The organism is Paenibacillus sp. ALJ109b (genome assembly GCF_010747435.1).
In the GTDB taxonomy this organism is placed as follows: domain Bacteria; phylum Bacillota; class Bacilli; order Paenibacillales; family Paenibacillaceae; genus Paenibacillus; species Paenibacillus taichungensis.
In genome coordinates, this window is sequence record NZ_JAAIFP010000001.1 from 69,577 (window position 1) to 82,830 (window position 13,254).

Below are 13,254 nucleotides of genomic sequence, written 5' to 3' on the forward strand. Positions count from 1 at the left end.
TTGAACACTAGACTCATTCTTTGCACATCGGGTTTTCGTTCGGGAGGGATAAAGTGAATTGGATACGTCCATTGAATAGAGGAGAATCTGTCTTTAAAGTTAAAAATAATCGCATTATCTACTTTGCAAAATTATCTATTCCACTAAATGCCCTTATCGCGGTTGGGAAAATACTTTTAGGGATTTTTACGCTCTCCTTCTTTTTATGCATTAACGCTTTTTATAATATCGGCATCGCTGTTGCCAAGTATCACGCAGCAAAAGCACATGAGGACTCGAATCTTGATGATTCCAGCCCGGAGGAAATCCTAAAAAAACAATACGCTGCATACCGATTTATAGGCAATATTGTACTCGCTTCAAGTGTGGTCTACATCATCTATTGCAGTAAGTTATTATTCGTTACAGGCAGCAGGACGCATTATCCTCACTATGTCGCCTTCATTATAGCTGCCGTTACTTTTACTGAAATCGCCGTTTCTCTTGGGGGCGCCATTATGGCGAGACGGAATAATGAGCCGGTCATCGAAGCCATCAAACTGACGAACTTCTCTTCTTCATTGATCTCACTTTCCTTAACACAAACTGCGATCATGTCATTTTCATACAAAGGAGATCCCACCTTTTACAATGGACTGTCTGGCATTATTTTTGGTGCTCTGGCAGCACTCATTGGGCTGTATATGATATTACGAACTCCGACAGGAGCGTAGCCCGTTAAATTCTTGAAAAACATCTGCGTATAGTTGATTCTGACTATAGCTGGATGTTTTTTTGTTATATCAAGTCATTGTAAGAATAAGCACGAATTAAAGAGAACTGTTTGGCTAGAAAATGCGGTGCATAAGGCATGTCATTGCGAAGCCAGGATACAATGGTCCCAATTAGGGCTGAGGAACTGTACCAGATGGCGATCTCCTTATGAATACCTGCTTGTTCAAGTGTGCTTCCCAGCTCCAAACTTTCGATCTTAGCTGAAACAAGTTTCGTTAGCAATTTCAATAGTCTCTCCGTAAAAATGGGGGTTCTTCTTGACGCAAGAACGACGCGATAGAATTTGGAGTGGTCAGCAAAGTGTTCAAGCAATTTCACTAGCACTGGCCAACCATCATTGGCAGCATCTTCAAATTGAGGAGCATGTTCGTCCACAATCCGTTCAATGTGCTCAATCATCTCATCCGCCATTTTCTCCATCATGTCTGTGATATCCCGATAATGCAGATAGAAGGTCACGCGGTTGATCGTCGCTCGTTCTGCAATCCGATTGACCGATAGTTTCTCGATGTCCATTTCCTGCAATAGATCTACAAAAGCATCACGAATCAACTGTCTTGTACGAAGTATACGAGGATCTGTAGCAGGCTTCTTTTCGTTCTTCATGCAAAATCACTCCTCAAATTTTAAAAATTACAATTTTAAATGATCAGTCGTTTATTTCCGAATTAGACGACATATTTTATTTTTTCGTAAAATAAGCAACGAAAATACCCAAAATCGTAAATTGTAATCTCCGGGAATATGTATATAATTCAATAAATACAATGTAAACTATACAACACGTTGTAAATTTAGTCACGTGTGGATTGAAAGGATGGAATGGATTGAGTCAGGCTAGATTAAAAGAAAGAGATGACGTAAAAAAGGGCCCCATACTGTTTGTTATGATATTGGGTGCATTTCTTGCCACATTGAACCAAACCGTTATGAGCGTGGCAACTCCGGAGCTGATGGGGGATTTTAATATCTCAGCAGCAACAGCCCAATGGTTTACGACAGGCTACATGCTGGTGAATGGTGTACTCATTCCTGTCACTGCCTATTTCATGCAACGTTTTTCGACACGGCAATTATTTCAAGCTTCGATGTTTATTTTCCTCATCGGTACGATTATATCTGCCCTTGCGAGTAATTTCGGTACATTGTTGACAGGACGTATGGTTCAAGCAGCTGGTGCTGGTATTATCATGCCATTGTTGATGCATGTCATTCTAACCCTGTTCACTCCTGAGAAAAGGGGAGCAGCGATGGGTATGGTCGGTTTTGCCATCATTTTCGCTCCAGCGATTGGGCCAACCCTTGCTGGATATATTCTTGAGAACTACACATGGCAAACGATGTTTTACGGAATGATCCCACTAACCGTTATTGTTATTGGTTTTGCGTTTGTATATCTCAAAAATGTATCGGAACGAATCAAACTCAAGTTCGACACACTCAGCGTGTTGCTGTCCACAATTGGATTTGGTGCATTGCTGTATGGCTTCAGTCGGGCGGGAAGTCTGGGATGGTCAAGTGCAGAAGTAATCATATGCCTTGCAGCAGGAGTTATTGCTCTTGGACTGTTCACATGGAGACAGCTCGCGTCTACAAATCCGCTGCTCGATCTGCGTGCTTTCAAGTATAATATGTTCTCACTGACCACGGTCATTAATATCGCGATCACGATGATCATGTATGCTGATATGATGTTGCTTCCTTTATACCTCCAAAATGCACGGGGCTACACGGCATTGGAGTCAGGATTATTATTGCTTCCAGGGGCGCTTGTCATGGGCTTCCTGATGCCAATAACAGGTAGATTGTTTGACCGGTTTGGCGCAAAATGGCTGGCAATTATCGGGATGGTTATCACGATCGTAACCACTATTGGTTTCATCGATCTAACCGATTCTACCAGTTATACTTACCTGGTCTTAATGTCAACAGGTCGCCGAATTGGTATGGCCTTGCTCATGATGCCTATCCAAACGGCAGGTTTGAATCAACTGCCTCCAAGACTTGGGCCACATGGTACAGCGATATCCAACACCGTCAGACAAGTAGCTGGCGCTGTGGGTACTTCATTGCTCGTAAGTGTAATGACTAGTCGCACAACGGCACATGTACAGGACATGGTGGCAACGGGTGCAGCCAAAGGTTTAACCCAGCAACAGTTGGGAATGGAATCCATGATCCAGGGAATTAATGATGCTTATGTTGTCATTATCGGCATTGCCGTTCTCGGATTGCTACTTTCCTTCTTCATCAAACGTACCAAACAAGCGACGGAGGAAGACTCCAAGCAGCCTGTAAGACAAAAAGTCTCGATGAATACAAATTAAGAACAACATTTACATGAATTACATCATGTAGAGCCTATGTATCTTATATAAAAAGCGGCAGATCAGGACCCTAAGCTTTACGTCCAATCTGCCGCTTTTTTTGTGTATTACAAATGAACAGGAGCCTCTGCACTTCAGTGAGAACCGCTGCGCTAACGTGTTCTATTTCGTTTTCTCCATCGGAACCTGCCTGATTTGTTCGAGATATAAGCCGCAGTCTTTGACAATTCTGCTAGCTTCGCAATTCATAGAAGACGATTCAAATTCCGTTTGAAACGCCTGCAGCGTTACTTCCAACATGGAAATATTGATCTCTTTTTGCTCGACTAAAGCAAGCAGTCCTTTGGTCAGTTCTTTCGCTTTAATAGACACTTCCGAGTGGAGAATAGAATGATTGAATTTTTGAAGACCTTCAATCAGATTGTTTTTATCCACCGCAATTTCTTTGGAATCAGGAGCGATCACCAACAGACTTGGAAAATCAACAATATGCTCTTGCCTTTCCAGCATGGAACGAAGCAAAATTTCAATGTAGTTCAGGATTTTAGGCACAAGATGGTTCCAATTCGGTTGGGCAAGATGGAAGTTTCTCCACATATTCGAGATTTGATGTATCATGCCAAAACCAAAAATAGCCCCTTCATAAGCAAAGGGTTTTAATTCTTCACCAAATACCTGTACCAGTCGTTCAGATAACCAATTTAACTGCATACGAGTCAAGTTCTCCAGATTGCATTCTCCAGAATAGAAGCCTGTCCAGAATAGCTCCACAACAAGCTTTTTTTCCGGCAAAATCATCGGCACCATAATTTGATCCACCAGTAAGTCAAAATCGGATGCATAGCTTTGGCTCTGCAAATCTTTGCGAATCATCATATCTTCCTGTACACGCTGCTCCAGAATGGCAAGAATACAATCATCCTTGGAACCAAAGAATTTATAAAATGTTCCTTTGGACACACCTGACTCGTCTAGGATCATCTGTATGGAGGTGTTGGTTACTCCATGTTTCTCAAAGAGCACAAGTGCTGAGTCCAATAACATTTGTTTCCGTTTATTCATAAGTTCCCCCTGGATGATTTAGGTGGTACACGTTACGATATTCAACAATCTACTGCAAATCCACTGCAAACATCACATGTTCCTTCCAAATTCCCTTGATTTTAATATTCTGGCGGTCCGTTTCTTGGAAGCCCGCTTTACGCAACACTCGAATTGATCCGGCATTGTCGGGAAGTGCACCAGCCTCCACTCGTTTTATTCCCGCTTCATTCATAGCAAAATCCAGTGCTAACCGAAGGGCTTCGCTCATGTATCCCTTGCCATTCTGCACTTGATCTAGCACATAACCAACAATCCATTTGGCTGTGGAATCCAGTTCAAGTTCGAACAGAGAAATCTCTCCAATGAGCTCATGTGTATTGTTCAGGAAGATTCCGAAAGAGTAACGTTTCCCTTCTTCTCTGGCCTTGTTCCAACCTTCAAGAAGTGCAACTTGACCCTCCAGTGTATAGAAAGTCTCCGATCGTTCACTTGCCGATATCTCTTCGAAAACAGCCCGGTTACGGAACTGCAAATCCAGCAGTGTCGGCGCGTCCTCCACGTTCAAAAATCGCAAATAGATACGTTCCTCACGATTGTCCATCTGTATGTTCATCCTTATCTCTGGTTGTAGTAGATTGCATTCATCAGAAGTACGAGAGTTGCCGTTTATACGCCATATCCCAGAACAGATATTCAAATTCAACACTTCTTCTGAATATGTCTTCTATGGCCTCCAGCTCCTGCTCGGTTTTATGTTCACATAATGCATCCAGTGTATCATAGAACCATTCGAATGAGTCGCGGAAGTCATCACTTGCATAATTTTCGATCCAAGTCTGATAGAAATTGCCCTCTAATGAATCTCGATATTGTTCTTTTAATCTTGTAGCATAGTCGTAATACGTCCACGCACAAGGGAAAATGACGGCGATGATTTCGGCAACCCCACCTGTTTGTGCAACACTCATCATATTCGACGTATACGCCTTGTTGTATAGAGAGGGTTTGACAGCATGATGTTCATCCAGCGTAATCCCAAATTCATTCATATAATTTCGATGCAAATCCATTTCTTCGTACAGAATAGCATGTTGAATCACCGTAAAGTTCGTCATCAGTTTTTCATCTGTCGCCTTCACCGCACCCATGGCAAAAATCTTCGCATATTCAATCAGATATGTATAGTCCTGAAGAAGATAAAACTTAAACGCTTCCCGATCCAGTGTGCCTTTCCCCATTTCGTGTAAAAAAGGATGGTTGTATCCATCTTCCCATACGGTTCTGGACTTATCTTTTAACGTTCTTGAAAATGACATGATCATTTCTCCTTTTATTAAAATTATTATGTCCCCGCTTCACATCCAGCTATCGCGTTCTGTCATCCAAAATGCAGACCAAAAAGCCCTTGTCCTATTTTCGGCAAGGGCAAAATAACATGAGTACATGTCATTTGCTCCCTACGTCAGTATTAACTAACAGGTTCAAAGGGTCAGGTTTTAGCCTTCTCAACTGCGAACAGTCCCCCTGCAAATAGCTCAGGCTTATTACAACATGTGTTTTTCCAAATGTCAATCCATTCCTATTAATCTTCAAGTTCCCCTAAATCTTCTTGCAAGTTCTTAAGTCGGGTCCGGATATCCTTAATCATACTTTGCAATTTCGTTAACTCATCGACCCATTTTTCCTCATTAGAGACGTTCGTTGCTGAAGTTGAATGATACCCGGGAGACGTCTTTAACTGATCTAAATCCGATTCATATGCCCGCCGCTTTTCCTCAGCTTTTGCCAAGTCCTCCTCTGCGATGGCAATCTGGTGCTCCAGATAGATGACGTCTGAGGAGTAGCCGTGAGTTAAGCGCTGTGAATACGTCATAGTTCACCTCATTTCTGATCATCCATTGCTTTTCCAAGGTCATATGGCTGAATATCGATATCCAAATCCATACCCAAAGCCAATTTGGCCAGTTGACTGCCAATAAAAGGCCCCATCGTTAGCCCAGATGCTCCAAGCCCGTTAGCTGCGATCAAGCCATTCCAACCTGGAACAGCACCCATTACCGGAAGAAAACCTGGTGTAAATGGACGAAATCCTACTCTTACTTCCTGAAACGTGCTTTCAGCTAAACCGGGAGCCAGTTCCAATCCTTTATTCAAAATTTCCTGCATTCCGCCTGCGGTTACTCTTGTATCGTATCCTTCAATATCATTTTCGTGAGTCGCACCGATCACAATCTTCTGTTGATCAAAGGCTAACAGATATTGATCCGAAGGAGGCATGACTACAGGCCAGTTCCCAGTGTCCTCTCGATCGTGAACCTGTAAGTGCATAATTTGCGCCTTCTGATAATGAACCTTAAAATCAATGCCCAAGGGCTTCAACAGTTCATTAGCCCAAGCGCCGGCACACACAATAACCTCGTCAGCCGATATGACTTTACCGTCCACAACAACTCCACTTACTCGGTTCAATTCATATTGAAGTGTGGCGTCCCCATTAATCAGGACCGCTCCATTTCGTTGTGCCGATCGAATTAAGGCATCACGCAGCGCACGCCCATCAATACGCGCGGCTCCGCTGATGTAGACGGACTGAAAGCTCTCCTCCAGAAGAGGAAAACGCTCATGAGTTTCTTTTGCATCTAGACGGGTAATATCGGCAATCTCCGGTGCATCTTCTTTACGAAGGTGGGCCCTCTCCTGCATCTTGTTGATTTTGTCCACATCCGTATGAATACTAAGAGCACCCACTTGAGCGTAACCCGTTTCCGTTTCCCCTTCACTCTTGAGTTCTTCAATCAACCCGGGATAAAAACGTGTACCCGCCTTGGCAAGTTGATACCAATCCTGATTACGGCGCTGAGATAACCAGGGACAGATGATCCCGGCAGCAGCATCCGTAGCCTGCCCTCGATCTTTCCGGTCTATAAGAAGAACTTCCGCACCCTGTTTTGCCAACTGATACGCTGTGGAAGCCCCAAGAATTCCTGATCCTACGACGATGACTTTCTTCATGACTGCATCCCTTTCCTAAATCACTGTATCCATTATAGCGTATACTGTATGGTCTGATAATGGCAAGGCATCGACATTATGAAACGTGTTCCTAAAAGGTTTTCGATAAAATGTTAATTATGTAATATAATTCAAATCAGGTTTCTTTTAACTCTGTATCCACGCCATTTACGCACACGACCTTTAACGAAATGAGGAATAACACAACGATGCCGAAACCTAGTATGGGGAATTCACTGGATCCCGATATGCCGCTTATGATTACAGGTCAAAATCAGCTAACCGTAGATGAATTAATGAATTGGAACGGCCATTCACGGGATTACAGTATTGTGCAGTGTATCGGGGGAACAGGGAAAATCGCAGCCCAAAATCACGAGTGTTCAATTCGGGAAGGAACAGCTCTTATTATGTTTCCGGAGGTAACATATCGTTACGACAATCTGGATGATTCATTGTTATTCGATTGTCTGTCCTTTAATGGCTATTTATTGCCCCGGTTTCTGCATACCTTGCAGATCGGGGAGCTGCGCGCCTTCAAGCCGGATGGAATGCTTCATATCCTGTTGCATGAAATAACGTTGGCGCTGCAGTCCCGGCACAAGGATCAGATCTGGCACGTATCCGCATTGCTGTACATGCTTCTGGTCAGGTTAACTATTGATGGCGATCGTTATGGTGCTTATGAACGCTCGGATGCCCGATTAAAGCTGGGCGGACTGGTTACTTTTATCAAGCAAAATTATGATCAGGATATTTCGCTTACCATGCTGGCTCAGCAAATGGACGTCACCGAACAGCATTTAAATCGGATATTCAAAAAGGAATTCCAAATGACTCCGCTTGATTATCTGACACGATATCGGTTACTGAAAGCCAAGGAAATGCTCGTCCATGACGCTGGAATAACGGCCCACGAGATTGCTCGGGCTGTCGGTTTCAACAGCGCCAGTTATTTTGGATCCGTTTTCAAAAAATATGAAGGAATCTCTCCTATTGAGTTACGCAAGCAATACCAGGGTTAAAGAATTTCCATCGTGATCTCTGCGAGCGAGGTTAACCGCAGATCATACTTCGAGAATTCCAGATTACGTGTCACCTCGTTAGGCACAATGACACAGCGAATCCCCGCGGCTTTGGCTGCCTTCAGTCCATTCGGCGAGTCTTCGAACACAACCGCTTCGGATGCCCCGATCCCGAGACTCTCCAGGGCAAGCAGATACAATTCCGGGTCCGGTTTGACCCGCTTGACGTCCTCGGCTGTATGAATGACATCGAATAGTTCGAAAATGCCGAGTGTCCGCAAATAACCATGAACCCAATCCCGGGTAGAGCTGGAAGCAACGGCAAGTTGAATTCCCTTTTTACGGGCAGACTGGAGCAACTCATGTACGCCTGGAAGAATTGCTGCCTGTCCAAGGTATGCTTCGTATTTCTGTTCAGAGAGCAGCTTGATATGATCGTGATCGATCGGTTTTTGCAGCGCTTGCTCCAGGTATTGAAAAGGATGAAATTCTTCAAACGATGTTCCTACGTTTTTCGACCAAAGCTCCAGGCCAAGTTCAAGTCCATGCTCTTTATAAATATCGCGAAAAGCATAGAACCAAGGTGTCTCCGTGTCCACAATAAGTCCATCAAAATCCAAAATAAAAGCTTTTACCATTCCGCTTTTCTCCCTCCAATGATTAGCCGATTGGCAGGGAGATGGGCCTAGAAGCGTGCAGTCACGTCCGGGCGGGAAACATTCATCGATAAAAAGTGACAGGTGCATCCCGTTCCGGCTGGTGACTGTCCAACAACTCCAGCCCGGATCTCCCCCTCTATCGGCATGCCGAAATATCTAATTAATTTCCACTCCACCCCATCGGGTGAATAAAAGAATGAAATGCAGTCCTCCACTTTGCGTATGCGCAGATAAGGATTGGTTACTGGAACTTCAACCGAATTGCAATCGTCGGATGACCCTTCCTTCGTTACTACCGACACAATGGTAGCTGCTTTTCCATCATACTCAAAACAAAGTTTGCACCAGTTTCGCTCATCCGCCATCACCATCAAACATCCGGAATCATACTGATGTTGCATGTCCACGGTTAGCTGGGTCGTCATTTCAAAATCGTTAGGCACCGGCATCGACAGAAATGGCGCGGTTGCACGGATATGCTTACCTGCTGGGTCCTGGAAAAAGTCTGTATCAGCCTGAGCTTCTACAATTAGAACTCCTTGATCGGTATAAGACCAGGTCTTCGGTTCATTAATCCAGTTCATTTGGTTTCTTGTTTCTGTTGCAAATACGTTTGTCATTTCTATGCCTCCCAGGTTCATTTTCTGTATTATATATTCGTTTCATATACAGAAAACCCCTTCTCCTACATATTTTTGTAAGTGCTGGTTGCCTGGGAGTGTTTCTGGGGATCAGGGAGGAATAACATGATGACCATGAGTACGATATAAAGTACAAGAATGACACTGAATAACAGCACGGGGTTATAGTGATACAGCAGCCCTGTCAGGTAACCTGATGGAATCGCTGTTAACGTCATAACGGTCTGCACTGCCGAGAACATATCCGCTTTTTCATGTGTACCCAATCGGTTCATAAGCAATGAGTCCCGATACGTTTGCAAGATGAAATTGCCTGCCGCCAGTACAATTAGAGTCAGAAATAACATGGCTATATTCCCCGCAGGTATCAACAGAAAAAGTATTGCCCCCACTGTACTCAAAATGATCGAGAAACTGACATACTTTTCTTCTGAACGCCGTTTCAGACGCGGGATAATGACTAAATACAAGAGCATGACGGTTACAGCGGTGACGACCGGGATATATGAAATAATCTGATCATTGAATTTTAACTGTTCCTTGAAAAAAATCACCTGAAAAAAGTTCAACTGCAGGATCAGATTGGACAACACCGTGATGAGAATAATCGGTAAAAGCCTCCGCTTGTAGAACGATTTGCCGAAAAGTCGCAGACTGGAAGCCAGACTCTGAATCACCCGGGTTTGGCTATGCATTCCCATAAGTTCCTTCCCTACTGCGGTCTCATCCGTATATCGGTTGCGAATGAAGAACATTACGGTCATGAGAATGCCACCGACAAAATAAATACTGGCTAGTGTTGGCACAATGCCAAAATCGGCAATCACTACCCCGGCGATCGGTGTCAGTACTCCAGCACCAGTAATGATCATGTTAAGAATGGCGAATACCTTGGATCGCTTGTGTTCCTCAACATCCTCAATAATTAGACAGTTGAAGGAAACCGTCACAAATTTGGAGGTTGCATTCAGCAGGTAAGCGATCAGAAACAACCAAAAATTCTGGGAGAAAGCCCAGATGAACATGGGAACACTCCAGGCAATCAAATCAAAAATCAGTGTTGTTCGCTTGCGACCAAGCTTATTCGTGATTGAACCCGCAAATAACTGAAATATAAAGGCAAAATAAAGATTCACCGAATTGATCAAACCAATTTCAATATCCGAAAGTCCGGCTTCCTTCATATATAAGGGAGCATAAAAAAGAACAATCGTGCCCGGAATGGCCCATACCGGTTCAAGTAAGATGGAGTACCGCGGATTTCTCGGCAAATCCTGTAGCAGCTTCAATCGATATCTCCCCCTTTTCTGCGGTGTTTCACCGCCGCGAATTCCTGCTTTTCGCAGCGGCAAAACCACCAATTCTACATGCTTACAAGATCAGAGCTGTTTTAACCGAATTCATGGGCAACTTCTCTCCGGTACGCAGATGATACCCGATTGTCCCATTGAATGCCTGTTCATAATCACTCAGCAGTTTCGTAGAGGTAACCATTTGCTCCAGTTCCGGAATACTTTGTGCAAATTTCAATGCTGTACTGATCATCGAGTGATTAGCTACCGCACCAATGATACTGATGCCATCATTAATCACGGCAGTTGATTTGAACGTGACCTCATAGCTGTCGTCATAACCCATAGGAATGATCTTGCCGCCTTTGGCAATCATCTCAAATCCTACATGAAGCTGGTTACCAACCGCGTCCACTACAATATCAAACTTCTTGTTATTATTGATCTCGTATACTTTATCGAGCGTCAGTTCCTGAGGATAGAACACATGATCCGCGATCTCTGAAGCGTACTCTTTGCGGAATGGATCAACTTCCGTGCCTACAGTAAGCCTTGCCAATCGTTTGCTCACAAGCTGACATAGGGAACCTATTGCACCAGAACCGAGGACCAGTACAGAGTCACTAGGCTTAGTCCCTGCTTTCATGAACGTCTGAAGTACACATCCCAGTGGTTCGATCATCATGGCCGTTTCCCAGCTCATGGAATCCGGGATGGCATAGATATATTTTTCGTCCCCAACAAAATATTCAGCAAAGGTTCCATGTGTCGTCATCCCTACTTGATAGTCATCAAAATTCTCGCAGTAGATGAACAGACCTTCACGGCAATAGGAGCAGGTACCGCAAGATTGCGTGGGATCAACCAATACCCGATCACCTATCTTGAAACCACGAACTTCGTCGCCCACCTCAACCACTGTACCTACACCTTCATGACCAATAATCGTTCCTTTATTCGCCGGCACTTTGCCTTTGACAATATTCAGGTCTGTACCGCAGATGCCTGAACCATAGATTTTAATTTTTACCTGGTTTGGCTTTTGTATGGTTGGCTCATCAATATCCTGGTAAGTCACCTGTTTAAGCTCCTGATATACGAGTGCTTTCATTGAATATTCCTCCTAGTCGATGTTCTTATTTGAATAAAAATTTTAAACGTTTTCGTAAATCTCAATTCGAAAGGTGTTCCTGTTTCAGCATTTCTTTCCAGTCTGAAAGTGTCTGCAAGAGAGCTTCCTCTACCCACAATAATTCATCCCGGGTATGAGCATCTGAGAAAATAAAATACCCTTTGGTAAAAATTCCGAAGTGCGCCATTCTTTTGACCATAAACTCACGGAAAGGATCGGTATGAAAATTTTCCTCCGAAATAGAGCTAATGGAGAAGCTCGCATAGGTACCCTTCAATACCAATTGATCGGTTAATCCAAGAAGTACGAGTTCAGCTTCAATCAGATCCATAATTCGAATGGTGGCCTCGCGCCAGCTAGGCCATACTTTAGCGCTTTTCATCAATCGCTCACATGCAATCGCTGCCGCGAGCGCAGTGGTCTCGCTGGAATGCGCGTTGCTGAATCTGACCTGTCCTGATAATGACATCAGATGTTCTGGTCCCATTACGGCTGCGAGTGGCAGTCCATTTGCCATGCCTTTGGAAATACAAAGCAGATCCGGCCAGATATCATACTCCCCAGCTGTAGCTTGCTTGCCCATTCGAATACCGGAGGTAACTTCATCAAATATGACAATGATATCCAATGACCGACATAGGGATACAACTTGCGCCAACGGCTCACGTTGCCATTCATTTGGACAAAGGACAATGCAGGCGATATCCTCGGGAGAGGATTGGATTTGGGCCTCGATACGCTCTGGTGAGGGCTTATCTATCCAGATTGTTGTGCGTTCGATATCCACGGGGATGCCTCGTTCTTTCGTTTCACGGCCATAGTATCCATAGGCAGACCAGTCATGCCAGCCATGATAGGCCGTCGCGATGACCCTGCTTTTTCCACTTCCCGCACGAGCCAGACGTACGGCTCCACTGACGGCATCGGCGCCACTTTTGGTGAATCGCAATGAGGGGTAGCGGCCTTCAAACCGTTCCAAAATCAATTCAGCGCATTCAAGTTCAATGTCAGCAGGAATAGAATAACTTGTCCCTTTTTTCAGCTGATGGATGACGGTTAGTTGAACTTCGTGCCGTGCATGTCCCCATGGCGCCGTACCCATGGCCATCTCACAATCCAACCATTCATTTCCATCGATATCTATAAAACGGGAATTGCGCGCCTCTGCGCAGCATAAGGGTGTATATCCCGGAAACAATCGTTCTGGTGCTTTGGCTAACGTACTGCATCCGCTCGGAATAACCTTTTCGACATGTTCCAACCACTCCAGATTCCGTGTAAACCTTACGGCACGATCAAGCGTGCTCTCTTTTGATTTCACCTTTGGTTCCTCCCTGTTTACTTGGTT

At 44.3% G+C, this 13,254-nt stretch carries 14 protein-coding genes and 1 riboswitch; of the genes, 3 read left to right on the top strand and 11 right to left on the bottom strand.

Annotated features, from left to right (window positions below; translation table 11 throughout):
• Positions 1–53: 53 nt before the first annotated feature.
• Positions 54–713, top strand: coding sequence for a hypothetical protein (locus tag G3352_RS00285; protein ID WP_163752956.1), 660 nt, complete (start codon positions 54–56; stop codon positions 711–713).
• Positions 714–777: 64 nt separating this feature from the next.
• On the opposite strand, the gene G3352_RS00290 is transcribed toward G3352_RS00285, so the two are convergent.
• On the bottom strand, positions 778–1,380 hold the full coding sequence (locus tag G3352_RS00290; RefSeq protein ID WP_163752957.1) for a TetR/AcrR family transcriptional regulator: 603 nt from the start codon (positions 1,378–1,380) through the stop codon (positions 778–780).
• Between the two features lie 281 nt (positions 1,381–1,661).
• On the opposite strand from G3352_RS00290, the gene G3352_RS00295 reads away from it, so the two are divergent.
• On the top strand, positions 1,662–3,101 hold the full coding sequence (locus G3352_RS00295) for a DHA2 family efflux MFS transporter permease subunit (protein ID WP_163753329.1): 1,440 nt from the start codon (positions 1,662–1,664) through the stop codon (positions 3,099–3,101).
• A gap of 162 nt (positions 3,102–3,263) precedes the next feature.
• Here the strand turns inward: G3352_RS00295 and G3352_RS00300 are convergent, their stop codons facing one another.
• The 5 genes from G3352_RS00300 to G3352_RS00320 all read right to left on the bottom strand — a co-directional run bounded on the left by G3352_RS00300 (position 3,264) and on the right by G3352_RS00320 (position 7,157).
• Positions 3,264–4,163, bottom strand: a complete 900-nt coding sequence (locus tag G3352_RS00300; protein ID WP_163752958.1) for a TetR/AcrR family transcriptional regulator — start codon at positions 4,161–4,163, stop codon at positions 3,264–3,266.
• A 49-nt stretch (positions 4,164–4,212) separates the two neighbouring features.
• The gene (locus tag G3352_RS00305) at positions 4,213–4,746 is read right to left on the bottom strand and encodes a GNAT family N-acetyltransferase (RefSeq protein ID WP_163752959.1); all 534 of its coding nucleotides are present in this window, start codon (positions 4,744–4,746) and stop codon (positions 4,213–4,215) included.
• A gap of 43 nt (positions 4,747–4,789) precedes the next feature.
• Complete coding sequence (gene tenA / locus G3352_RS00310; RefSeq protein WP_163752960.1) at positions 4,790–5,461, bottom strand: thiaminase II; 672 nt, start codon at positions 5,459–5,461, stop codon at positions 4,790–4,792.
• A 121-nt stretch (positions 5,462–5,582) separates the two neighbouring features.
• A riboswitch (TPP riboswitch) is annotated at positions 5,583–5,681 on the bottom strand.
• A gap of 46 nt (positions 5,682–5,727) precedes the next feature.
• Positions 5,728–6,018 (bottom strand): hypothetical protein, encoded by a 291-nt coding sequence (locus tag G3352_RS00315; protein ID WP_163752961.1) that lies wholly within the window; start codon positions 6,016–6,018, stop codon positions 5,728–5,730.
• An 8-nt stretch (positions 6,019–6,026) separates the two neighbouring features.
• Positions 6,027–7,157, bottom strand: coding sequence for an NAD(P)/FAD-dependent oxidoreductase (locus G3352_RS00320; protein WP_163752962.1), 1,131 nt, complete (start codon positions 7,155–7,157; stop codon positions 6,027–6,029).
• A gap of 209 nt (positions 7,158–7,366) precedes the next feature.
• Here G3352_RS00320 and G3352_RS00325 point away from each other — a divergent pair, with 209 nt between their 5' ends.
• Positions 7,367–8,182 carry an AraC family transcriptional regulator gene (locus tag G3352_RS00325; RefSeq protein ID WP_163752963.1) on the top strand — a complete coding sequence of 272 codons (816 nt, stop codon included), beginning with the start codon at positions 7,367–7,369 and terminating at the stop codon, positions 8,180–8,182.
• Here G3352_RS00325 and G3352_RS00330 read toward each other — a convergent pair.
• From G3352_RS00330 to G3352_RS00350, 5 genes are all read right to left on the bottom strand, one after another.
• Positions 8,179–8,820: an HAD family hydrolase gene (locus G3352_RS00330; RefSeq protein ID WP_163752964.1), complete on the bottom strand. Its 642-nt coding sequence runs from the start codon at positions 8,818–8,820 to the stop codon at positions 8,179–8,181. The genes G3352_RS00325 and G3352_RS00330 overlap by 4 nt on opposite strands.
• Before the next feature lie 47 nt (positions 8,821–8,867).
• Entirely contained in the window at positions 8,868–9,461 is a 594-nt protein-coding gene (locus G3352_RS00335; RefSeq protein ID WP_163752965.1) for a DUF1349 domain-containing protein, read from the bottom strand.
• A gap of 65 nt (positions 9,462–9,526) precedes the next feature.
• Entirely contained in the window at positions 9,527–10,771 is a 1,245-nt protein-coding gene (locus G3352_RS00340; RefSeq protein ID WP_163752966.1) for an MFS transporter, read from the bottom strand.
• A gap of 82 nt (positions 10,772–10,853) precedes the next feature.
• Positions 10,854–11,885, bottom strand: coding sequence for a zinc-dependent alcohol dehydrogenase (locus G3352_RS00345; protein WP_163752967.1), 1,032 nt, complete (start codon positions 11,883–11,885; stop codon positions 10,854–10,856).
• A 61-nt stretch (positions 11,886–11,946) separates the two neighbouring features.
• The gene (locus G3352_RS00350) at positions 11,947–13,227 is read right to left on the bottom strand and encodes an aminotransferase class III-fold pyridoxal phosphate-dependent enzyme (protein WP_163752968.1); all 1,281 of its coding nucleotides are present in this window, start codon (positions 13,225–13,227) and stop codon (positions 11,947–11,949) included.
• Positions 13,228–13,254: the final 27 nt, after the last annotated feature.

What these genes read in the sequence shown, in the direction of transcription:
- G3352_RS00315 (WP_163752961.1), bottom strand. Translation starts at nt 6,018, where the DNA reads ATGACGTATTCACAGCGCTTAACTCACGGCTACTCCTCAGACGTCATC.
- G3352_RS00320 (WP_163752962.1), bottom strand. Translation starts at nt 7,157, where the DNA reads ATGAAGAAAGTCATCGTCGTAGGATCAGGAATTCTTGGGGCTTCCACA.
- G3352_RS00330 (WP_163752964.1), bottom strand. Translation starts at nt 8,820, where the DNA reads ATGGTAAAAGCTTTTATTTTGGATTTTGATGGACTTATTGTGGACACG.
- G3352_RS00295 (WP_163753329.1), top strand. Translation starts at nt 1,662, where the DNA reads ATGATATTGGGTGCATTTCTTGCCACATTGAACCAAACCGTTATGAGC.
- tenA (WP_163752960.1), bottom strand. Translation starts at nt 5,461, where the DNA reads ATGTCATTTTCAAGAACGTTAAAAGATAAGTCCAGAACCGTATGGGAA.
- G3352_RS00300 (WP_163752958.1), bottom strand. Translation starts at nt 4,163, where the DNA reads ATGAATAAACGGAAACAAATGTTATTGGACTCAGCACTTGTGCTCTTT.
- G3352_RS00345 (WP_163752967.1), bottom strand. Translation starts at nt 11,885, where the DNA reads ATGAAAGCACTCGTATATCAGGAGCTTAAACAGGTGACTTACCAGGAT.
- G3352_RS00325 (WP_163752963.1), top strand. Translation starts at nt 7,367, where the DNA reads ATGCCGAAACCTAGTATGGGGAATTCACTGGATCCCGATATGCCGCTT.
- G3352_RS00305 (WP_163752959.1), bottom strand. Translation starts at nt 4,746, where the DNA reads ATGGACAATCGTGAGGAACGTATCTATTTGCGATTTTTGAACGTGGAG.
- G3352_RS00290 (WP_163752957.1), bottom strand. Translation starts at nt 1,380, where the DNA reads ATGAAGAACGAAAAGAAGCCTGCTACAGATCCTCGTATACTTCGTACA.
- G3352_RS00335 (WP_163752965.1), bottom strand. Translation starts at nt 9,461, where the DNA reads ATGACAAACGTATTTGCAACAGAAACAAGAAACCAAATGAACTGGATT.